A 22,633-nucleotide genomic window follows, 5' to 3' on the forward strand; every position below is an offset into this window, starting at 1 on the left:
ATAAGAATAATTGAAAAATATGAATTATGAATTCGGGATGTTTATGTTTATTTAAATCAAAAAATATAGAATAATTATGTACTATATATGTTATAGATGAAAATATCAACTAATCAAATTGAGATCGTTAAAAAGATTTTTACTGAATATTATGCAAATAATTCAAAAGTTAGGTTATTAACTATAAAAGATATTTTTGATAATTCTGAATGGAAAGGAAGTGTTGGAATAAGTAGAGTGGAATTATTGTCACGGGCTGGAATTAACCCAGATTGCGTACTTACATCACTAAAAGGCAGGTATTCAAAAGATACTTCGTTTTTAAAATCATTAATGCACGATTTATCTGAAATAGTAGGGAGAGAAAATTTGAATGACAATTCAATGAATTCTAAAGAGTTAATTGAAATCCCTAATATTTTACGATTAAAAGGTCAATTTGATTTAAGTGATAAATATTCTGTTCCATTAAGATTAGTCACGAAACAGTCCATTTATGCTTCTTTAATTAGAACTTTTGATAATTGTAGTTGGAACGAAATTTTACGTTTATCAGGTTATAATCTCAGTGAAAGAAAAAAATCAAAATTTGGAATTGATGAAATTTTGGAGCTGCTTAGGTGTGAAATTATACAAGAGTATAAAGAATTAGATTTAACTACGTTCAATTTTTTTCTAGATAATTTAAATTTAAATGATTTCAGGGAAGATAATCCTCAATTATTTAAACTAATTCATAGAATTCCTCAAAAAATAAAAATAAACTCGAATAAAGTAAATCAATTTGTAGTAGGTATTTTTTTCTTTAAGTTTTTTATTGAAGAAAACGGCAATGAAGACTATTGCGTTGAAAATTTTGAAAATTATTTTAAAAGTAACATAGATATTGTTAAAAAAATTTCATCTTCTTCAAGAACTATTAAAGATAGAAAAAACAGCAAATTTGAAATTCAAGAAAGTATTTTAAGAGCTTATTCTGATGGTTATTTTGGACATGGAGATGCTTTTGGGGATACTACGCTAATGAGACATATTCATCATGATAAAAAAAACAGCACATTATCTTATTTAGAATCAGTAGGTATTATTCAATCAAGTTTAAGAAGTTTAAAAATAATAATTGAATCAAAGTATAATTCAAAAGAAAAAATTTGGAACAGATTTAGAGAGCTTGTCAAAGAATCATTAGAATCCAATGAAAATCGTTTAACAAGAGAGTATATTTCTAAAGTTGATCCGCAATTTATTAGAGATTGCTTCAGATTAGAAAATATTAAAAATGCTAGTTGGTCGGATGTACTTCGAATTTACGGGTTAAATCCAGATATTTGGTCTAATACATATTCAACTGCTTCAAAAAGAGGGTTGATTTTTCAAGATGCTATTTATAAGATTTTTAAATCATTTTTAATTGAAGTAAATACAATTGATGAACTCAATTTAACTCCAAATTCATTTATTCATAATAAAAAATTAGGAAAAGGGATTAAGCCAGATTTTGTATTTAAAAATTTTATAATTGATTCCAAGTTTTCAGTTTCTATAGATAAAAATCAAATGATTCAGATTGAAAATATTCAAGTAGAAAAATATATTACTGAATTAAATTTACCAGTATTAGTTCTGACTTTTAATCAGAAGGGAAATGTTTTCAAAACTCAAAGTGGAATAGAAATAAAAAATATCAATTTTTTGAAAGATTTTAAAAATTGGATAAAGCATGAATTTAAAGTCGAATTATCAGATGCTGATTTAACAAAAGCTATAAAAAGAATAAATAGTATACCATTTTGGAAAAAATAAATTACATTCAGAAAAATTTGTAAAAATCCGCGTGAGGGGTAGGAGCAAGTTACCGAAGTAACGCGGATGACCCGACCGCATTAAAAAAAGGGGCGACTGGCACGTATGCTGAGTTGCCCCTTTTTTTAATGTGGTCACGCCCAAATAATTATTTTAAAAAGTATTTGTTGCTAAAAACAAAAACCTACTCATAACGCAACGCCTCAATAGGATCCAGATTTGCCGATTTTATAGCAGGATACAAACCAGAAACGAGTGCCACGATAAAGCTTACGATAAACGCCGCTATCATTGCTCCCCACGGAATTACAAAAACAAAGTTCATTGCAGTCGAAAGTCCAAATCCGATTAATATTCCAAAAATAATTCCGACCAAACCGCCTATTTGCCCAATCAGTAGTGTTTCTATAAAGAACTGAAAGGCAATGGTAGTTTTTTTGGCTCCTAAAGCTTTTCGAACCCCAATTTCACGGGTACGCTCGGTTACCGAAACAATCATAATGTTCATCAAGGCGATAGACGACCCAAGTATGGTAATAATCCCGATGAGCCACGATGCAAGTCCAAGATATTGGGTGATGCTCAGGATTCGGTTAATCAAATCATCACTTCGCACTATGGCAAAATTATTGTCTTTTATGGGGCTCAATTTTCGGACTCTGCGCATCGTGCTGTTGGCGTTGTCAATAGCTTGGTCCAATAATTCCTTTTTGCCTACCATAACACTCAAAGTATAGTTGATATTGGGAGCCGTAAATAAGGAACGGGCAACTTGTATTGGGATTAATACCCTTAAATCTTGGCTCTTTCCAAAGGTGGAACCTTTTTCTTTTAGCACGCCGATTACTTTAAATTTAGCGCCTCTTATCGAAAGGGTTTTGCCAATTGGGTTTACGTCTTTCAGAATTCCTTTTTTAAAATCGGAACCTACCACGCAAGTATAGGTATTGTTGGAAATGTCAAAATTGGTAAAATTTCGCCCCATATCGGTTTCGAGTCCCGAGTTGGTCAAAAAATGCTCGTCAACACCCAAAACATTTATTTCGGGATCCGTTTTCAGGGCTTCGTATTTTACTTCGGCGGTCGATGTCGCGGTAAATGACAGCGACGTTTCGGTCAATGGGTAATTGTATTTATTCTTGAAAGCCACCGCCTCGGGATAGGAAATGATAGGATTTATGATTTCACGTTCCCCGCCACCGCGTCTTCGAGAGGTGTTTTCGTATTGATTAATGTTGAAAGTATTGGCTCCCATCGAGGCAAAATCGGAGGACAGCGTATTCTCCAGCGCCGCAACAACGGTCAGAATTCCAACTAAGGCAGTTATACCAATGGCAATAATCATTACCGTCAAAATGGTTCGCAACAATTGAGTTCGGATGGAACCAAAAGCGATTCGGATATTTTCTTTGAATAATTTTAGCATCATAGTCGTTTGACACGAAAATACAATTTTTGTTACAAATACCATTTGAGAAATTAGCATAAATAGTTGTAAGGAGCTATTTCCAGCTATCCGCTATATCTTTTATGCCGAACCCCGGCATAAAAGGATACCGCTTCTATCTGGGCTAAGGCATTCCGTTGTTAAATCTGCTTTGCCTAATGGCACACGGATGACACAGATTTAACGGATTTACACAGATTGAAATTGGTTAATTTATTATTCTAACTTTTTAGTTTGCCCCCAAAGAATCAGTGTCGATCTGTCTAATCCGTGTCATCCGTGTCCCATTATGACGTATATTTTGTAACGACAGGGCATTTCGTCATTAAAGAAGCTTTAAATTAAATCACAAATTTTTCAAAAGGAATTATTTTAAAAGTAAGATATTTGCAGAGTGATATAGAGGATTCCGTTTTCGATTAAAAAAGTTTTACTTGAATCTAATAATCTATAAATCCAAAAATCTAATAATCTAAAATAAATGGCTTCAAAACCGAGTATTCCAAAAGGAACCAGAGATTTTTCACCTGCTGAGGTGGCAAAAAGACAATACATTATCCAAATCATAAAAAGCAATTTCGAGAAATTTGGATTCCAACCTATAGAAACTCCTTCATTCGAAAACTCCGAAACCTTAATGGGGAAATACGGAGAAGAAGGCGACCGATTAATTTTTAAGATATTAAACTCGGGAGATTTTTTGGCAAAGGCCAATGAGACTCACTTGGAAGCCAAAGACAGTACACGATTAACGTCAAGTATTTCGGAGAAAGCCTTGCGTTATGACTTAACTGTTCCGTTTGCACGTTATGTGGTGCAACACCAAAACGAAATCGAATTTCCGTTTAAAAGATACCAAATCCAACCTGTTTGGCGTGCCGATCGTCCGCAGAAAGGGCGTTTCAGAGAATTTTTTCAATGTGATGCAGATGTTGTAGGATCTAAATCTTTGTGGCAAGAAGTAGAGTTGGTACAATTGTACGATTCTGTTTTTACTGCTTTGGGTCTGGCGGGTGTTACGATAAAAATCAATAACCGAAAAATACTTTCCGGAATTGCCGAAGTGATTGGTGCATCAGATAAGTTGATTGACTTTACAGTAGCCTTGGACAAATTGGACAAAATAGGTGAGGACGGCGTAAAGAAAGAAATGATTGAAAAAGGAATTGCCGAAGAAGCGATTGCCAAAGTACAGCCGTTATTCAATTTCACGGGAACCATCTCGGAGAAAATCGAAAAACTATCTGTTTTACTTTCTGCATCTGCCGAAGGAATGAAAGGTGTTGAAGAACTGCGTTTCATTTGCGACAATGTTATCAATTTAGGATTGTCAACTGCTAGTTTAGATTTGGACGTAACATTGGCCAGAGGACTGAATTATTATACAGGCGCTATTTTTGAAGTGGCAGCTCCAAAAACTGTTGCTATGGGTTCCATCGGTGGTGGTGGTCGTTATGATGATTTGACCGGTATCTTTGGATTAAAAAATATGAGTGGAGTAGGAATCTCTTTTGGATTGGACCGAATTTATTTGGTGGTCGAAGAGTTAGGATTGTTTCCAGAAGCGGTAACATCTACTTCAAGAGCTTTGTTTATCAACTACGGTGAGAAAGAAGCTTTTTATTCGATGAAAGCCATCAAAGAATTGCGTGCCTCGGGAATAAAAGTAGAATTGTATCCTGATAATGCCAAAGTAGCCAAACAATTCCAACACGCCGATAAACGATTCATTCCTTATGCGGTAATCGTGGGCGAAGAAGAAATGAATGATAATCAATACAGTTTAAAAGACTTAGTTTCTGGAGAACAGAAAAAAGTAAGCTTAGAAGAGCTGAAAGTGATTTTAAAATAATAAAGAGTTAGACACTAATTGCACTAATTGGCACGAATTAGTTTGTGGAATTAATTTCACAAATTAAGTCAATCTCAAGGTTCGTGTTAATTCGTGCAATTCGTGTTCAAAATTGACTGTTAATTGGCTATCAAATAAGATAGCCTTTTTTTATGGAATAAATTTAATTTGGCTTAACATCCAGTTGTAGATTTTGTCTTCTCTAAAATAGCGCTCCACACTACCGTGATTTCCGCCCTTAACAATGGTAAAAGTAAGATTGGCATCGGGATTGCAAGTCTGTATGGCTTTGACCATTTTTCTGGATTCAGATAATGGTACGATATAATCTTTGTTTCCGTGAATAACCCACAAAGGAACTGTTGCCAGATTGCAGGCGTCTTTTGTGTTTCCGCCTCCACAAATGGCTACTGCTGCAGTGATTTTATCGGGATATTTGCCTGCAAAATCAAAAGTACCATATCCGCCTAAACTCATTCCGCATACATAAACTCTCGATAAATCGGTGTTGTAATTGTTTTGCACATATTCCAAAAGTTTTAAGAGCTTGTCTGGATCCCAAGCACCGTGAGCTACCTGAGGCGCAATAACTATTGCCGGTATTTCTTTTCCTCTTTCGATGGCCCGAATCACACCGTAACGTTTTACTCGGTCCAAATTGGTTCCAGACAGGCTTTTTCCGTGAAGAAATAAAATGATAGGCGCTTTTTTGTCCAACACCTCCTGATTGGGCAGATTGATCCAGAAAGGGTATTCGGTTTGGTCTGTAATTGCTTTTAGTTGCGCTTGTGCAGTAGGAACGCCACAAAGCATAAGTAGGTAAAGTAAAATATAAAATCGCATTAGTTTGGGGGTAATGTTTTGAAATGGGGTCGCAAATTACCTTTTATAATTTAAGGAGGCAACTTTTTACGGATAAAAACAAAAAAGCAAAATTTCTTCCTTTAGCCCAATGTCATTAAGTTAAGAGATTTCAGATTTTTGATTTCAGATTTGTTGTTGCTAAATATTAGATTGTCGATTTACGAAGTCTGTTACATCTTAAATCAAAAATCGTTAATCAAACATCAGCAATCATTTTATTATTTGAATCCTTAACTTAATGATATTGTTCTTTAGCCCCAATAGTAATGGAAATCCTTGTGAGCCGGGGTTCGGCTCGCAAGATTGCAATGGATTGCTTCGCCAGTTCGGCTTTCAGCCTCGTGTGCGGGACGATATTTTCTAAAATGCCACCCGAGCGATAGCGAACGGGCGAAGCAAATCTTTCTGCTCCAAAAAAATATAATTGAATGTAACTGGTGTGAACTACGGATAGTGATCTTGTCTTTAAATTATTGACGATAAATCATTTATTTGGTTTTAAAAAACAAAATAGTGTGAATAATGTAAGTCTTGTTGTGAATTGTATAATATTTTTTGAGGATAATAAAATCACCTTTGTTGAATGAAATTATTTAATTCCTAAAACAAAATAAAATGAAAGCTAAAATTTTACTATTCACCTTTGCGATACTATGTATTGCATTAATTACCGGATGCGAAAATGACGATTTTAAAGAAGTTGTTGGTGTATGCCCTATTGTCGCGTCGACTACTCCTTTGAGTAATGCATTAAATGTTCCTTTGGGGCAAGTCATTACCGCAACATTCAATGAGGAAATGGATCCAAGTTCAATTACTTCGACTTCATTCATGGTAGTTGGAGCTGCACCCATAGCGGGAACGGTTACTTATACAGACAACACTGCTTCATTCACACCAGCAGTTCCGTTGGCAGAAAACACCACTTATACAGCTAGAATTAGCACAAAAGCAAAAGACGTGATGGGTAATTTTTTGCAGGCAGAATATGTGTGGGTATTTTCAACAGGTACAGTTTTAAGACCTGTAGTGATTACAACAGATCCAATTAATAATGCCATTGCTGTGAAATTTGATAAAACAATATCGGCGACATTCAATATGGCGATGAATCCATCAACATTCAGTGGGACAACTTTTAAAGTTAATCAAGGCGTTAATGTTGTGGCAGGAGCAATTTCCTATACAGGTTCAACGGTGTCTTTTGTTCCAACAAATCCTTTATTGGCCAATAAGATCTATACGGTAACTATAACGAATGGAGTTAAAAATTCATTGGGTACCGCAATGGTTGCAGATTATATCTGGAATTTCACAACAGATATTGTGCCAACAGTAACCGCAACAGATCCAGTTAATAATGCCATTAATGTTGCCTTAAATCAAACTGTAACCGCAAATTTCAGTACCATAATGGATGCTACTACAATCAATGGGACTACGTTTACTTTGAAACAGGGAGCAACAACAATTCCTGGTACGGTTTCTTATTCGGGTACTACAGCATCGTTTAATCCAACCAATTCACTTGTGTTAGGAACAGTTTATACCGCTACAATTACAAGTGGTGCCAAAAATGTTGCAGGAACGGCATTGGCCAGTGATTATGTTTGGAATTTTACAACAATATCGACTCCTCCTGCTGCTATAGTAATAGATCTAGGTACAGCCTCTGTATTTGGTGCTTTTGGTGGAAACGCTGGAATAACAAATCAAGGATTGAATACAGTAATCAATAATGGAAGTATAGGAACAACTGCTGCTTCGACTCTAATTACAGGATTTCACGATAGTGTTGCAATTTATACAGAGACCCCTCTTAATGTCGGAAACGTGAAAGGCAGTATTTTTTCTGCGCCTCCAGCGCCCGGAAATGCTACTTCATTTGCAACAGCACAAAAAGCATTGCTTGATGCAAATGCAGCTTATTTAAGTATTTCGCCAGCTTCAAAACCAGGTGGTTCTGATCCAAATGCAGGTGAATTAGGAGGATTGACATTAGCTCCGGGTGTTTATAAATCAGCCAGTGGTACTTTCAAAATCAGTAATGGCGACCTTACGCTTGACGCACAAGGTGACCCAAATGCAACTTGGATTTTTCAAACTGCATCATCACTTACTGTTGGAATTGCAGGGCCTACAGGAGCTAAAAGTATAATAATGAAAAATGGTGCATTAGCCCAAAATGTGTTTTGGTACGTAGGTAGTGACGCAACTATTAATGGTGCAGGTGGGGGAACAATGGTTGGAACCATAATCGCTAATTCAGGTGTTACTTTTTCTACTGCTGGAAATGCAAGCCAAACCGTACTCAATGGTAGAGCAATATCTTTAGTCTCATCTGTGACTATGGTAAATACAACTATTAATGTGCCATAATAACATTTCTAAACAGTATATCCCGTTTTCGGACGGGATTCTTCTCAATAAAAAAATAACATCTAAATAGACATAAAATGAAAACTAAAATTAGTTTTAAAACGGAATCATATACAACGTGGATTTCAGAGAATATTCTCTTAAACAGCCTTTTCTTATTGACCTTGTTGTGCCTAAGTGCTCAAACAAAGCTTCAGGCACAAGAGGTTAGTTACACAAAACCTTCTTGGTACTTTGGTGTTGCAGCTGCCACCAACTATAGTTTTTACCGTGGTTCGACACATCAGCTTAATTCGAGTTTAACTCCCCCGGTGACTTTTCATAATGGAGAAGGAGCAGGGCTTTATTTGGCACCGCTTATTGAATTTTATAAACCGAATACAATATTGGGATTTATGTTTCAGGCAGGTTATGACAGTAGAAAAGGTTCTTTTGATCAGAAAGCCACTCCTTGTAATTGCCCCGCAGATTTATCTACTGAATTAAGTTATATCACTGTAGAGCCAAGCATTCGTATTGCGCCTTTTAAATCTAATTTTTATATATACGGAGGTCCGCGTTTGGCTTTCAATGTGGATAAATCATTTAAATATCAGTTAGGAATTAATCCTGCTTATCCCAATCAAGAAGCATCGCCTGAGGTAAGAGGTGATTTTGACAATATTGACGAAACGCTTATTTCAATGCAAGTTGGAGCGGGGTTTGATATTCCATTATCTTCACAAAAACATAAAACACAATTTCTTTTGTCTCCGTTTGTGAATTTTCAGCCTTATTTTGGACAACATCCACGTTCAACCGAGACTTGGAGTTTAAGCACTCTTAGGGTAGGTATGGCGCTTAAATTTGGACAAGGAAGTAAAGCGGAAACTCCAGAAGTGGTAGAATCTTCGGTTCAGTTTTCGGTCCATGCGCCTAAGAATATTCCGGGAGAACGTAACGTAAGAGAGGTATTCCCTTTACGTAATTATGTTTTTTATGATCTTGAATCAAATAAAATACCAAGTCGTTACAAATTATTGCAAAAAGAAAACGTAAAAGATTTCAATGAAGATCAGATAGGAGGAGTTACGGCTTCTGTGAATCCATCGGGTCGTTCTGCACGACAAATGACGGTTTATTATAATGTAATCAATATTTTGGGGAATCGAATGGTAAAAAATCCTTCAACAACTATTACACTTGTTGGTTCTTCAGAAAAAGGATCCGAAGATGGTGTTGTGATGGCCGAATCTATCAAAACATATTTAGTTAATGTTTTCGGAATAAATTCGACAAGAATAACTACGAAAGGGCAGTTAAAACCCAATATCCCATCTGAACAACCTGGAGGGACAAAAGAATTGGAATTGCTTCGCGAGGGCGACCGTAGAGTTTCCATCGAAAGTAATTCGCCTGAATTATTGATGGAATTTCAAAGCGGTCCTGATGCTGTATTAAAACCATTAGAGTTTGTCACTGTTCAAGAAGCACCTATAGACAGTTATGTTACCATTGATGCAACTGGTGCAGGACAAGCGTATTCGTCATGGTCTTTGGAAACTACTGATCCAGACGGGCAAATGAAAACTTTTGGTCCTTATACGCAAGAAAAAGTAAGCATTCCGGGTAAAAGTATCATGGGAACTCGTTCTGAGGGGGATTATAGAGTAAAAATGATTGGGAAAACCAAAAGTGGTAAAATTGAAGAAAAAGTAACCACTACTCATATGGTGCTTTGGACACCGTCTAAAACAGAAGAAGGTCTTAGATATAGCATAATTTTTGAATTTAATAAATCAAAAGCAATTGCCATGTATGAGAAATATTTGAGAGAGGTTGTTACGCCTAAAATACCTAAAAACGGTGTTGTCATCATTCATGGTCACACGGACATCATTGGTGAAGAGTCTTATAATTTGAATTTATCTTTGGATAGAGCCAATGAAGTAAAAGGTATTATGGAAAACGCATTGTCGAATTCAGGCAGAAGTGATGTGAAATTCGAAGTGCATGGTTTTGGAGAAGACGAAAGTATGTCTCCTTTTGAAAATAAACTTCCTGAAGAACGTTTTTATAACCGTACCGTGATAATTGACATTATTCCTGCAGCAAAATAAAAATAAATAAATTTGGTTGGTAGTACTCTTTTAGAGTTTAAAAAGACAGGGATTTTAAGTTCCTGTCTTTTTTTTGTTTAAAAGGTTTTGTCCAAAAAATAACTTAACCGGTAATTTTTTTATTCCTTCTTTTCTAAATCGATAACTTCATTAATCTGGTCAAGTATATTCGTTTGATTGGGGGAAATATAATTTTTCACTTCGCTGGTATTTTCTTTCTTGAATAGAAGATCTAACGCATTGTACAGTCTTAATAAAACGTCTCGATCGGCTGCCTCAATCTCTAAAGCAGTATTGAAATTAAAAACATAATTATTCGAATTGCGAACTTCTACTTTTATCGTTTTTGACGTGATTTTAAATTTGACTATATCCATATTGTTCCATTGCTCTTTTTAGGGATTTGACATTCTCTTTTCGAGTTCTGCTTTCTATTATATTTTTGCCGAAAATACTATTTTGATTTGATGTAAACACAAATTCTTCTATAAAAGAGTATTGTTTAGCTCGAAAAGCTCTGTCAGCTTAGGAAATTAAAGATATAGACAAAAAGCTCGATTTCATTTATATCTTTATTTTTGTTTAATATTTACATCTCAATTTATAAAATTCCTCACTTCAGTTTCTCACTCCGAGTATACAACAAATGAAATTTTAAGACATTGTACAAATAAAAAACCCTCAAACAATTGATGTTTAAGGGTTTGTTTTTTGTAGCCCTGACGGGACAATTTTCGAACCATTTTATAGGCGATTTAAAAAAAATTAACATTGATGTTGGAATTTAAAAGAATAAGAACATTTAAAGATAAAAATGCCTGTTTAAGTCAAGAATATAAGGAACTTAAGTAAATATACTTCGAAAAACAAGAGCGTAAATGTTAATAAGTCACTTTGTTTGTTAAAAAGTTTGTGTATTAAAGTGCACTTATATATATTTGCACCATACAAAACAGATACTCAAAACGTTTTTACGTTTCAACATAACGTGGTTGCCCTGCCTCTTAACAATGCACACTGGGTGACCCTTTTCAATTTTAAAAGGTAGCTATGGCAAAAAAAATATACTCAAAACTGCCATTAACTTATCAAGAACAAGTTCAGACTTGGATTGATAGAGGTCTTCAAGTTCCTGATTCGCTCCGTGCTCAAAGTTATCTTTCTCATATTAGTTATTATAGGCTTAGTGCTTATTGTCTTCCTTTTCAAACTGAAAAAGATAAATTCAATGAAAATACAACTTTTGATGATGTATTAAATTTGTATCTTTTTGATAGAGAGTTACGTTTGATAATGTTTGATGCTGTTGAAAGAATTGAAATTGGTTTAAGAACTCAAATAATTTATCAATTGGCTCATAAATATGGTTCGCATTGGCATAATGATGCAAATTTGTTTATTAAGCCATTTGTGAACAGAAATGGGTACACAATCGACCCATTTAGTGAAATGCAGAAGTTTCTTCATAAAGAATACAATTCAAAAGATCCTGAAGTATTTATAAAACACTATTTAGATAATTATCATACGCCCGTTACACCACCCTCTTGGATGTCAATTGAATTATTGACTATTGGTGGTTTGTCAAGGTTGTATAGTAATTTATCGGATGTTCAAAATAAGAAGTTAATAGCAAAGGAGTATAAGATTCCTTATCAAGTGTTTCAAAGTTGGCTTCATTCATTGACACATTTGAGAAATCTATCTGCACACCATTGTAGGGTTTGGAATAGAGAATATCATATTACTCCAATGATACTAAATAATCCGCGATACAATTGGCTGGATTCTAAATTCCAATTAAATAATCGAACCTTTTATTATTTAAGTGTTTTAAAGTATTTTTTAAATATTATCAACCCCAATAATACTTTTAAAAATAAACTGGAATGTCTTTTAGCAAAATATCCAAATACTAGAATTGAATTCTTAGGTATTCCAACAGATGCAGCGGGTAAACTTTTAGACTGGAAATCACAACCTCTTTGGAAAATATAAAATAGACTATTTTATTTTAGAACTAGGAGAAATACTAGTCTTTTAAACTGTTTTAGATTTATTGTTTTTATAAGAAATAGTGAAAATTTAGTTTAAAACAAGCTCAACTGACCTTCAAATTTTGGATGAAAAGTTCCAATAATAATGAAAGGATTTTTTGAAGCGAAGTGGTGCATCGCTGTAGTACCAAAATAAAAATGTAAATCTTTAGTTTTAGCAAAATCTTCAAAATATTTTTGTTTAACATCTTGAATTGCTTTTGCCTCATTTCCTTCGTGTCTTGCCAAACAATTCCAATATAATTGACCAGTTTCCCAGTCTTCAATCATTAAAGTGCTTGGAACTCCCTTTTCATCTTCGAATTTGAAAGAAAATTTATAGGGCAATTTCTTTACTACTTCAAATGGGTCTTCAGGGTGTTCAAATAAATTGGTTTGGTCTCTATTAGCTTTCAGTTGGTCAATTTTCTTTTTATCCCATTCTCTTTCCACGGGTTCAGCAATAAAATCAATAATTTTTGTTGGTTTAAAAACTGCTAATGATGTACAAATTGATTTATTATGAGCATCAGCAATTAATGCTTTTAAATCCGTATGGACTTTATTTAATGCAACTTTTTTTCTTTCTGACCAGCAGTTATGGGTTTCAATATGGCCGATAATAGTTATATCAGTGTCTATAGAATATGGGCGGTAACTTTCAGGTCTTATATCGCTTTTGTTTTTTACTAAATCAATTTCTATCCAATCGTATTTTTTGTATTGTTGTTCATACGACTTTTTTCTAAAAGGGATAGGGTAAATTCTAATCCAAGAGCCATCTTCTAAAAAACCAGCCGTACATACTAATTCGTCATATTTACCCGAAATAGTAGGATAGGTTTTAACAGTGATAAGTACTCTTGTTTTAGCCATATTTCTATATGTGTTTTACTTGATAATCAAATATAGGATTTTTTTCAATTGATTCAGCTAAAGGTTTTCTATGGCATTGACAAATATCAGCTTCAAAACAAGTTAATGCTATACGCTTGTATTTTACTAATAATTCTATTATATTTTCTTGATAGGTATTGGTTTCTTTTAGTGTGGTTTTCGTGTACACATCGAATAGCGCATCATAATCTTCTTGTGTGTTTAATTCTTGTCGTTGGTCTGAATTGATACCTACTTCTGGAATATGAATGTACTCTATACCTAAACTTTCACAATACTTTTTTAATAAAGTTTTGCTAAATCCAAATTTCATGCTTAGGGGATTTTTTCTAACATCAACTAATAATTTTACATCATTAGTTACTAATTTATTTAAGTATTTTTCTAAAGAAACACCCTCGTAACCAATAGTAAAAAGGATAGTTTCTGTACCTCCTTTTTTTAGATTTTTGACCTTTTTAAGTTGTGTCTCGTCTAAAACGGTGTCAACTATTGTACTATTTATTGCGTAATAAGGGAAATTAATATAGGTGTGTTTTATGAGGTTGCCACTATTCATTTTACCATATAGTTGTACAACTTCATTAAGTATTTTTTTGTCTTCGACTTTTAAAGTTTTTATAAAATCATCAGCAATGTTTTTAATATAGAAGTTTTCATTTTCCAATAAACTACTATTTTTGACCATTGTATTTAGGTCTGCATTTGCCGAAAATGAATAGCAACCGAATTTATATGGAATAAACTCGTATTCAGGATTTTTCTTTTTTTGACTGTATAGGAATAACAATTTTTGGATACGAATTTTTTCTAATTCTCCACCCAGCATTTGTATTAAAGCTAATATAATTTTTCTTCTGTAAAACATTTTGCAAATTTAGGCAAAACGACACTTAAAAGAATCATTCTGTTTTTTTATTTTAACTCAAAGATAAATTAGAGAATTTTCTTTTAGTTTAGTTAAATATATCAATAAATGTATGGATTAGCCAAAGTTCTGTCTTTGTCTTGGTTTGTTAGATCTTTACTTAAAATCAACTTGTGCTATTATTTATTTGTATTTAGCTTTGTCTATTAATGTAGAAAAACTATCTTCTTTTATCTTGTAGTGTTCACACGCTTAAAAAATGTTTTAATCTATTTAGTTTTTTTGGTGTAAAATGAATCTAATTCTTTCCATATATTTGAACTATAATAGGGTTTTCCTAATGATTTTGCATTAGCGGAATCGAGTTTTCTGTAATGAAAAAGATTTGGATTTTCCTTAATTTTTTTCATTCGATTATTAAAGATTTTATCTCTTTTACAATCAATATACCTCTCCTTAATTTTTTGCGTTATTTGTTCATAAGTCAAAGGGTATTTATTTCTAACGTCTTCTTCTGTTACATTTATAGAAACGCCATTTGGGTCATACTTCATTCCAATTCCTTCAAAACTATTAGACTTGTTAAAACTAATATCAATAGAAATTGCAATAGTAAAATCTTCATCAGTTTCTTCGCTTTTTGAAACTTTATTTTTTACAAAATCTAAATATTTTTTAACTTCATCAGTAATAATTGAATCTACTTCTATTTTAGAATCAACATAAGCCAATGGCATTAGGTAAAAGTTATAGTTGCTTAAATTAATATCGATATTCCATATTTTGATGATTCCCATATAGTTTTTTATACATGCAAATCCTAATTCTTGTAATTCTTTAGAAATCTGTTTTTCATTGTGAAAATGAATGGCATTATCTCTTAATTCAATTATTGATTCAATACTAGCTTTTAAATTTTCACTGAACTTAATGTTTAATTCTTCTAATTTATTAATTACATCAAAAATTCCTATTGTTGTTGGATTACCAGTTCTATTTAATTTAGGCTTTTTCCTAGTTGAGTTTTCTCCATTCTTTTTTTTAACAAATTCCATTTTATACAATGCATCCATTTTGTAAGAACTAGATTTAAGTAAATATGCTTTGAGCAACAACTCCCAAGAATTGACTGCTAAAATTGCAAATGTTTCTTCTCTATATGAAAAATTAGGCTTGTTATAAATTTCAATTGCTGATAACATTGAATTTATAGATTTATCCAATAGACTTCTGTATGTTTTATTTATTTTCATAATCCCTTCCACATTCTTATTTTTTCCTCGCTCAAAGCCTAAATTTTTTAATCTTAAATCTATTTTATATCCTTAGGTTTAACTATAATCTTTGGCTTCAAGATGTTGGCAGTACCCTTCCTGCTGTAACTTTAGGCTCTTCTTTTTCGGTCTTAAATATCATATTCATTGAATCTAAAAGCTTATTTGTTTTTTCATTCATAATAGAGTTATTTTTTCGGATTATTAGAGGGTTTAACTTGCGGAGGCGCTGGTGTTGTTCTACCTCTATTTTTTTCCTCTGTTGAGGGTTTAGGTTGTTGATTGGGATTAGAATTCGGCTTTGGATTATTGTTCATATTATAAATATTAATGGTTACAAATAGTATTATTGATAAAACTCCAGTAATTAATGAAGCTAATGATATAGAATTTAGAGTGTCAATTATTTTATTTCTTCTTTCGACATTAATAAAAACAGCATCATAATTTTTGTTATTAATTTCCGAAATTGTTAGTTCTGAAAATTTAACTGATTTAAAATGTGATAATAAATTCATCAATAAAGTAAAAGCCAATAAAAACCATCCTAAAACAATAATCCATAAGCAAATAGCAATGTCAATTTGAACAATTTTGTCAAAAAAGGCTATAGTCAATCCCAATCCGCCTGAAGCAATAAGATTGATGTATTTTTCAAAATCGTCTTGGCTTTTACTTTTTATTTCATAGACAGATTTACTAAACTCTAGCCATTCATTTTCTATTCGCTCCGCATCTTTTTTCTTCCCCATTTTTTTTTGTTTATCACAATCAATTACCATTCCCTTTCTTCTAATCACTTTATTAGGTCTCTAAAATTTGGGGCTATATTAGTCATTATAATCTCACTTTTATATTTAACAAAGTTTGTAATTATAAATTAGAATTGAAAGGCAGACTTATGCACATTTACTATGAGTTCTTAACATTAATGTTTATATAACTAGCTACATAAATTTTTGTAATTCAATTTATTAAAATTCTTTCTTTGGCAAATTTCGTTACTGTAATCCTATTAACTCCTAGAATTCTTCCAATCGCACTATAAGAGATATTTTTATTCAAAAGTTTTTGAACTTGTAATTCTTTACCTGATAATTTTACTTTTGAAGATTTACTACCAATAGGTCGTCCTAAAATTACCCCTTCGGCTTTTTTTCTAGCCAGTGCTTCTTTTGTTCTTTGAGAGATTAAATTTCTTTCAATTTCAGCTGAAAGACCAAAAGCAAAAGCCAAAACTTTGGATTGAATGTCTTCGCCCAATCTATAATTATCTTTTATGGTCCAGATTTTAACTTCTCTTTTCATGCAAAAATTTAAAACTTCCATTATCATAAAAAGGGAACGCCCCAATCTTGATAATTCTGAACAAATTAAAATGTCATCTTTTTTTGTTTTTTTTAGAAGCTTTCCAAGCGTTCTCTTATCCACTTCTTTTGTTCCAGAAATTGTTTCTTCAATCCACTTCTCAATAACTAAATTATTTTTCAAGGCGAATTGATTAATTTCAAATCTTTGATTTTCTACTGTTTGTTTGTCAGTACTAACTCTGATGTATCCGTATATCATTTTTTTTGTAAAAATAGTTAATATTAAATGACCGTTATTGAGAGGACGTGATGTTAAGCGATATTCTCATGAATTTGCGGATTTTTACATTATTGCAACATTTCCAAGTTTAAAAATTGACATTGAAGAATATCCGTCTGTGAAACAGCACCTTATGAGTTTTGGATATGATCGAATAAAACAAACAGGAGAAGCAGGAGCTAGAAAAAAGACTAGTAATAAGTGGTTTGAAACACAAGATAGTATAAGTTATTGGGAGGATTTTTCTAAACAAAAAATTGTGTGGGCAGAAACAATGCGTATTCATAAAGACACGTCAATCAAGTTTCCTCGATTTGGCATTGATAATGGAGGTGAGCTGTTAACCGATAAGACTTGTTTTTTTGCAACAGGACAAAACATTAAATATATAATGGCCATTTTAAACTCCACATTAGGGCGTTATTTATGCTCAAAATATGTTTCTATTTTAGATGATGGAGGATATTTAATGCAAAAGATATATCTTGAAAAAATTCCTATACCAAAGGAAATTCCCAAGGTTTTAGAATTAATTGATGAACTTTTAACTAAAAGTAACTGCAAACAAATTGATGAAATCGAAGACGAGATTGATTCTATTATATTTGCTGCAATTCAGCTTTCTATAGAAGAAATCGACTTTATACGCTTAACCCTTCAATAAAATTAATCTCTTCTTCATCTAATTCATAAAGTTTGTAAATGAGATTGTCAATCTCTTTTTCTATTTGAAAAGTATTTTTATTTTGTTTGATTGCATTTATTACAGCATCAGTTAAAGAGATGAATTGTAATTGTAAATTTTCCGTCAAGAGGGGAACTGGTAGTTTTTCAATAAACATAGGCTTATATTCAAAATATCCACCGTTACGTGTCACTCCAAGATTTCTTATATAGTAATCAGCTAATTTTGAGTTGAGAGTTGCTAACAAGTATTTGTTTGCTGGAACTATTATTGGACTTGGTGCATTAATAAACATACCGGGTTCGGCAATTGTGTATGAAGCTCTCAAATTTAGATTTCCCCACACAATTTTTTGTTTAGAAAAATCCTCCATATAAGCACAGTTCCTTAAATTATATGGAGTTTCTCCTTTGTCAGATCGTTTTTCAAGATCCATGTAATACTTGTCAAGATGTTGTTTAATGACTGGATAATCTTCTATTTTTATTGATTTTAAGCCACTTTCCTTAATGCCATTGTGCGTGTTAATGAGCCACAAATCGCCAAACTCGTATCCATATCTTTTTATATCCCTGCCACGTAAAATCGGTCTAATAATCTCTACACTTTTTGGGTCTTCCTTAATTAATTCGTCTCTTTTTTTTCCATCAATGATAAAAGCCTCATTGTAGCCTGTCAAAATCCCTCTATAAATATTAATATCCCAGTCTTTTAAAGGAGTTCCTATCTTTTCAATTTTCTCTTTTATATTTTTTTCAATAGGTGAGAGAATAACCCAACTATTACTTTTGAAATAAGTAGGAGTGGAATTGTTTTTGACAAAATCTTCCAATAGATCTGATTTGAAATCTTTGTTTAATAAGCATGCATATGTTTTCTTTTCATATTTTGTTTTCGTTCCCATGAGTATATTGGTGTCAACTGTAGCGGAATCAAATACTTGTACTCCGCCAAAATCAATTAACAGGATCGGATTTGTTTTTTCTACAAAATAGTTACGCAAACTTTCTCCATATCCAGCCCGCATCCATTTGTTTGAAGTAATAAAAGTTAGTATTCCTTTTGTGCTAAGAATATTAAAACCTAATTCATAAAAGAGACTATAAATATCCCCTGTCTTGGCATAAGTTTCAAAATTCATTTTTTCTAAGCTACCACTATCTTGTCCCATTTTTTGCAGTTGTACATAAGGAGGATTACCGATTATAGCATCAAAACCAACGAAATCCCCACTGTCATTCAAAATATCAGGAAACTCAAAACGCCATTCAAAAGCATTTTCATATATTTTGTTGTTTTTTATATCTTCAATATCAGTATCTAGTTTTCTAATATCTTCTATAATTGCTTTTACTTTCTTGTTGCGTTCCGTTTCTTCTTTTTTACTTAATTCAAACAATCCCGTTTGAGATGTAAGGACAAGATGGTCTCCCTTAAGTTTATAGAGTTTAATAAGTTTAGGGTCATTGGCATTAATCTCACTTCTAAAATTGGTTTTTATTTCGCCAATTAATACTTCCATTTCTCGTTTTTGTTCCTTACTGTCTGCATTACGGTAGGTATTAACTGCCTTTTTATACGCATCTATAGAAAGTTTACTTTTCTTTAAGGCTTCTTTTAAATCTGCATTCAATGCAAAACGGCTTATTAACGAGTTGCCACATTTTATATTAATGTCAATGTTGGGTAAAGTTTCAAGCTCATTGGTATTGGGTCTGTAATAGGCGTTCTTTAATAACTCAATCCATAAACGCAAACGGCATATTTTTACAGAATTAGGATTAATGTCTACACCAAACAAACAGTTTTCAATAATGGTTTGCTTCTCATGAAACAACGTTTCCTGTATGCGCTGGCTTTCTTTGGTTTTAGGATTGTATTGATAGGGGATACCATCTTCATCGGTTACCATTAATTCATCATTAACTACTTCAAATTGGTATTCTTTCAAACGCTGTCCATCATGGTCTTGCAGTACTCTTAAATCATTTTTTATAGCAATAATTTCATTTAATGCTGATACCAAGAAATGTCCGGAACCTACTGCAGGATCACAAATTTTTAAAGTATTAATAATGTCATTAGCTTCTTTTCTATCAGAGATTTTCTCGTACAGTTCTTCAAAACTAGATACTTCCCAATTTTTGGTTTCATTAAATTTTTGTACAACAGCTCTACGCAGTGTTTCCTTGCACATATACATGGTAATGAAACTAGGGGTAAAGAAAGATCCGTCTTTGTACCCGTTAATTTTTTCGAAAATCAAACCTAATACCGAGGCATTGATTAAGGTTTTATTTTCCTCTTGAATGTCTTCACTTCCTTCGCTTGCAAAATCATAAGCATCAAGAAATGATAAGAAATAGGCGAGTGGGTTTTTTACCCCTGTTTTTTTCTTTCCCTGATTGTCCTTAATTACGGTATTCGTAATTAATGGTAGGGTAACATTATCTTCTAGTTGGGATATAAATAGTGTTTGATGCTCTAAGTCAGTAGGCTCAAAAAGAGAACTGTTTAAGTAAGGAACTTTTGAATAAATGCTTACTCGATCAGTACGCTCGTCTGCTTTTCTGGCCAAAACCTGAAAAAATAAAGTATTCAGACTATCATAGTCATTAATCAAGTCTGAATTTAAGAAAGCATAACTTTTATCTCCTTTATGATATGTTATGAGTTGTGCTTCGAGTAATTTTAAGAATAAGATACGATTAACCCATGTAATCGTTAATTCGAGTGCCACAGTAAATAATCGTTCGGTATGAGTATCTCCGTATTGTTTAACATTTTGCAAACGTGAAATTTTATCCAAACTGTCGAGTTGGTCGATAGCATTTTCTAATAATGAACCTGAATTTCTTTTTCCCTCTTTATGGCGTTGAATGAGTTTTTTTCCACCTTCTTTTACTTCATCGAGTCCAATAAGATGCAGTAACTCACTATAGAAATTTTTGTCTAATGAATTGCTGTCATTTACAAAAGACAATTTTAATAAATGCTCAGGTGAAAGTAATTTGAAAAGTGCTACCAAAGATTTATCGTCTTCTTTGTTTGTGTTTCGCAAAGGTTTGTCATACTTGCGTATATCAAAATAAGCAAATTCGATAGTACTTTGTATCCCATCTATAAAAGGTTTCGCAATCTCTTTATAGAAATAATCGGTTGTTTTTCCGGATAATCTTCCTTCTTCGAAATCAATAAATTGTTTTACAAAGGATTTGTTTTCGGCAAATATTTTATTGAACAATTGTGCATCAAATACAAACCATTCGTAAATATTGGTAACTACTAGCTGTTTTAATTCTGTGTTTTTATGGGTAATCCGTTCTCGCAGATAATACAAAACCAACTCCTGCAATGCTTTTCCGTTAAGGTTTGTAACGGTAATCATTTCGGTTTTGTTTATGGGACTTTTGGCTTCAATGATAACGCCTACGCTAGTTTTTGCATCTTTCCCATTGTGTATAACTAAATCATTACGGCCTTTTGTGTTTACAGAATAGTTAGGGTCATAATAGGTTTTCTTCAAAAAATCAATCACTAGGTTTTTATGAAACTCTTCACTTTCTTTCTCGTTTATGGAGTCTAAAATTTGAATCAAATTTGTTTTGAAACTTTCTATGAGATTTCTATTCGGTTTGATTTTAAGGAACGCTTTATTAAGTGCTTTGCGAGGTTCAAGTAGAATTGTATTCATAGATTATTTTAAGTGTAATTATCAAACTTACCAATAAAAAATGAGATTAACAATTCCTAATTAATCATTTACCTCTTAATTATTTTGTGAGATATGTTTTCTGTTTTTAGAAATCACTATTGCTTAATTGCTGTCTTTACAAAACTTTTATATTGAAATTCTGCTTCAGCATTCAAGTCAAAATTTTCAGAAAACAAATGCTTTTCTACCAACTTTAGAAATGTGTTTACATTCGCTAAAACTAGAAATTATTTATTTACCTTACTCAATAAAATAATAGTGTCTTCTAAATTATTAATAGAAATATAATCTAATATATAATTTTCAGCTTCTTTTTTGAAGTCTGTAGAAGTTGTAAAAGTGTTCAGGTAGAAATCTTCATTTTCATCTTCAATATGAATAATTTCAGTATAGCCCTTAGTAATTAATGTCCCTTTTAGTTTTAATACTTTAAGCTCACTTTCCCTGTCAATTTCTTTTCTTACTCTCAGTTTTATAGTTTTATTCATGGTATTTCATTTTATAATGTATGAATTCAAATATTTAACAGCAAAAAAGAGACTCGAAAGTCTCTTTTTGGAATTAATATATCTTTTATAAAAGCTTATTTCGCTTTTAGCAATTTTTCCAAATATTCGATTTTATCTTTCTCGGACTGCAGTAATCTTTCGTAAAGTCTTTTATTCTCGTCTACGGATTCCATTAGCTTATCAAGTGGGTTGAAAGTACATGTGTTATTGTTTCCAAAATTAGCACCTTGACTATTACTGAAATCATTTTCAGTGAAAGTATTAAAGTAATTAAACACGCCTTCCTCTGTAAAGTTCTTTATTGCTTCCACACTCACACCTAGTGCCTTTGCTACTTCCATAAGTTTTTCTTCTTCTATTGTCTCGCTGTTTTCCATAATAGAAACAGCCTGCTGATTTGTTCCCAAAGCCTGCGCTAATGCTTCCTGTTTCATGTCTTTTAATTCACGAATACGACTGATTTTTCGTCCTATGTGATTTGGTTTTGTTAATGTACTCATAGCTCAAAGATAATAATTAAGAATAAAAAAGTAAGTCCTATGTATGATATAGAGATAGTCTTGTACGGTACGGGATAAATTGATACTGTACTGCACAAGTAATCACTTACTTGCT

Annotated in this window: 17 protein-coding genes; 6 read left to right on the plus strand and 11 right to left on the minus strand. The window is 32.5% G+C overall.

Annotated elements, in window-relative coordinates:
* The first annotated feature begins 96 nt into the window (after positions 1-96).
* Positions 97-1,803 (plus strand): hypothetical protein, encoded by a 1,707-nt coding sequence (locus C8C85_RS12490; protein WP_116797351.1) that lies wholly within the window; start codon positions 97-99, stop codon positions 1,801-1,803.
* A gap of 184 nt (positions 1,804-1,987) precedes the next feature.
* Here C8C85_RS12490 and C8C85_RS12495 read toward each other — a convergent pair whose 3' ends face one another.
* The gene (locus C8C85_RS12495) at positions 1,988-3,232 is read right to left on the minus strand and encodes an ABC transporter permease (RefSeq protein WP_165818120.1); all 1,245 of its coding nucleotides are present in this window, start codon (positions 3,230-3,232) and stop codon (positions 1,988-1,990) included.
* 499 nt (positions 3,233-3,731) lie between these two features.
* Between C8C85_RS12495 and hisS the strand changes: the two genes are divergently transcribed.
* Positions 3,732-5,102, plus strand: coding sequence for a histidine--tRNA ligase (hisS, locus tag C8C85_RS12500; protein WP_116797352.1), 1,371 nt, complete (start codon positions 3,732-3,734; stop codon positions 5,100-5,102).
* Positions 5,103-5,252: 150 nt separating this feature from the next.
* Here the strand turns inward: hisS and C8C85_RS12505 are convergent, their stop codons facing one another.
* Entirely contained in the window at positions 5,253-5,945 is a 693-nt protein-coding gene (locus C8C85_RS12505; RefSeq protein ID WP_116797353.1) for a prolyl oligopeptidase family serine peptidase, read from the minus strand.
* Positions 5,946-6,581: 636 nt separating this feature from the next.
* Between C8C85_RS12505 and C8C85_RS12510 the strand changes: the two genes are divergently transcribed.
* Entirely contained in the window at positions 6,582-8,345 is a 1,764-nt protein-coding gene (locus C8C85_RS12510) for an Ig-like domain-containing protein (RefSeq protein ID WP_116797354.1), read from the plus strand.
* A gap of 77 nt (positions 8,346-8,422) precedes the next feature.
* Positions 8,423-10,444, plus strand: coding sequence for an OmpA family protein (locus C8C85_RS12515; RefSeq protein WP_116797355.1), 2,022 nt, complete (start codon positions 8,423-8,425; stop codon positions 10,442-10,444).
* A gap of 119 nt (positions 10,445-10,563) precedes the next feature.
* Here C8C85_RS12515 and C8C85_RS12520 read toward each other — a convergent pair whose 3' ends face one another.
* Positions 10,564-10,821 (minus strand): hypothetical protein, encoded by a 258-nt coding sequence (locus C8C85_RS12520; RefSeq protein WP_116797356.1) that lies wholly within the window; start codon positions 10,819-10,821, stop codon positions 10,564-10,566.
* A gap of 673 nt (positions 10,822-11,494) precedes the next feature.
* On the opposite strand from C8C85_RS12520, the gene C8C85_RS12525 reads away from it, so the two are divergent.
* Entirely contained in the window at positions 11,495-12,442 is a 948-nt protein-coding gene (locus tag C8C85_RS12525) for an Abi family protein (RefSeq protein ID WP_116797357.1), read from the plus strand.
* Positions 12,443-12,534: 92 nt separating this feature from the next.
* Here the strand turns inward: C8C85_RS12525 and C8C85_RS12530 are convergent, their stop codons facing one another.
* The 5 genes from C8C85_RS12530 to C8C85_RS12550 all read right to left on the minus strand — a co-directional run bounded on the left by C8C85_RS12530 (position 12,535) and on the right by C8C85_RS12550 (position 17,088).
* Positions 12,535-13,356 (minus strand): hypothetical protein, encoded by an 822-nt coding sequence (locus C8C85_RS12530; RefSeq protein ID WP_116797358.1) that lies wholly within the window; start codon positions 13,354-13,356, stop codon positions 12,535-12,537.
* 4 nt (positions 13,357-13,360) lie between these two features.
* Positions 13,361-14,245 (minus strand): DUF488 family protein, encoded by an 885-nt coding sequence (locus tag C8C85_RS12535; RefSeq protein ID WP_116797359.1) that lies wholly within the window; start codon positions 14,243-14,245, stop codon positions 13,361-13,363.
* 269 nt (positions 14,246-14,514) lie between these two features.
* On the minus strand, positions 14,515-15,498 hold the full coding sequence (locus C8C85_RS12540) for a DUF3644 domain-containing protein (protein ID WP_116797360.1): 984 nt from the start codon (positions 15,496-15,498) through the stop codon (positions 14,515-14,517).
* 209 nt (positions 15,499-15,707) lie between these two features.
* Positions 15,708-16,271, minus strand: coding sequence for a hypothetical protein (locus C8C85_RS12545; protein WP_133243386.1), 564 nt, complete (start codon positions 16,269-16,271; stop codon positions 15,708-15,710).
* Between the two features lie 214 nt (positions 16,272-16,485).
* The gene (locus tag C8C85_RS12550) at positions 16,486-17,088 is read right to left on the minus strand and encodes a master DNA invertase Mpi family serine-type recombinase (RefSeq protein ID WP_116797362.1); all 603 of its coding nucleotides are present in this window, start codon (positions 17,086-17,088) and stop codon (positions 16,486-16,488) included.
* A 37-nt stretch (positions 17,089-17,125) separates the two neighbouring features.
* Between C8C85_RS12550 and C8C85_RS12555 the strand changes: the two genes are divergently transcribed.
* A complete protein-coding gene (locus tag C8C85_RS12555; RefSeq protein WP_116797363.1) occupies positions 17,126-17,773 on the plus strand; it encodes a TaqI-like C-terminal specificity domain-containing protein in 648 nt (215 codons plus the stop codon).
* Here C8C85_RS12555 and C8C85_RS12560 read toward each other — a convergent pair.
* From C8C85_RS12560 to C8C85_RS12570, 3 genes are all read right to left on the minus strand, one after another.
* A complete protein-coding gene (locus C8C85_RS12560) occupies positions 17,751-21,488 on the minus strand; it encodes a class I SAM-dependent DNA methyltransferase (protein WP_116797364.1) in 3,738 nt (1,245 codons plus the stop codon). The two genes, C8C85_RS12555 and C8C85_RS12560, sit on opposite strands and share 23 nt — an antisense overlap.
* Positions 21,489-21,736: 248 nt before the next feature.
* Positions 21,737-21,997 carry a hypothetical protein gene (locus tag C8C85_RS12565; protein WP_116797365.1) on the minus strand — a complete coding sequence of 87 codons (261 nt, stop codon included), beginning with the start codon at positions 21,995-21,997 and terminating at the stop codon, positions 21,737-21,739.
* A gap of 95 nt (positions 21,998-22,092) precedes the next feature.
* Positions 22,093-22,518, minus strand: coding sequence for a helix-turn-helix domain-containing protein (locus C8C85_RS12570; protein WP_116797366.1), 426 nt, complete (start codon positions 22,516-22,518; stop codon positions 22,093-22,095).
* Between the last annotated feature and the right edge of the window lie 115 nt (positions 22,519-22,633).

It is taken from the genome of Flavobacterium sp. 103, assembly GCF_003096795.1.
In the GTDB taxonomy this organism is placed as follows: Bacteria; Bacteroidota; Bacteroidia; order Flavobacteriales; family Flavobacteriaceae; genus Flavobacterium.

Bases quoted from the DNA above. Each gene is read 5' to 3' on its own strand.
- C8C85_RS12505 (WP_116797353.1), bottom strand. From the start codon at position 5,945: ATGCGATTTTATATTTTACTTTACCTACTTATGCTTTGTGGCGTTCCT.
- C8C85_RS12495 (WP_165818120.1), bottom strand. From the start codon at position 3,232: ATGATGCTAAAATTATTCAAAGAAAATATCCGAATCGCTTTTGGTTCC.
- C8C85_RS12565 (WP_116797365.1), bottom strand. From the start codon at position 21,997: ATGAATAAAACTATAAAACTGAGAGTAAGAAAAGAAATTGACAGGGAA.
- C8C85_RS12515 (WP_116797355.1), top strand. From the start codon at position 8,423: ATGAAAACTAAAATTAGTTTTAAAACGGAATCATATACAACGTGGATT.
- C8C85_RS12490 (WP_116797351.1), top strand. From the start codon at position 97: ATGAAAATATCAACTAATCAAATTGAGATCGTTAAAAAGATTTTTACT.
- C8C85_RS12520 (WP_116797356.1), bottom strand. From the start codon at position 10,821: ATGGATATAGTCAAATTTAAAATCACGTCAAAAACGATAAAAGTAGAA.
- C8C85_RS12530 (WP_116797358.1), bottom strand. From the start codon at position 13,356: ATGGCTAAAACAAGAGTACTTATCACTGTTAAAACCTATCCTACTATT.
- C8C85_RS12540 (WP_116797360.1), bottom strand. From the start codon at position 15,498: ATGAAAATAAATAAAACATACAGAAGTCTATTGGATAAATCTATAAAT.
- C8C85_RS12510 (WP_116797354.1), top strand. From the start codon at position 6,582: ATGAAAGCTAAAATTTTACTATTCACCTTTGCGATACTATGTATTGCA.
- C8C85_RS12570 (WP_116797366.1), bottom strand. From the start codon at position 22,518: ATGAGTACATTAACAAAACCAAATCACATAGGACGAAAAATCAGTCGT.
- C8C85_RS12550 (WP_116797362.1), bottom strand. From the start codon at position 17,088: ATGATATACGGATACATCAGAGTTAGTACTGACAAACAAACAGTAGAA.
- C8C85_RS12545 (WP_133243386.1), bottom strand. From the start codon at position 16,271: ATGGGGAAGAAAAAAGATGCGGAGCGAATAGAAAATGAATGGCTAGAG.
- C8C85_RS12560 (WP_116797364.1), bottom strand. From the start codon at position 21,488: ATGAATACAATTCTACTTGAACCTCGCAAAGCACTTAATAAAGCGTTC.
- C8C85_RS12535 (WP_116797359.1), bottom strand. From the start codon at position 14,245: ATGTTTTACAGAAGAAAAATTATATTAGCTTTAATACAAATGCTGGGT.
- C8C85_RS12525 (WP_116797357.1), top strand. From the start codon at position 11,495: ATGGCAAAAAAAATATACTCAAAACTGCCATTAACTTATCAAGAACAA.
- hisS (WP_116797352.1), top strand. From the start codon at position 3,732: ATGGCTTCAAAACCGAGTATTCCAAAAGGAACCAGAGATTTTTCACCT.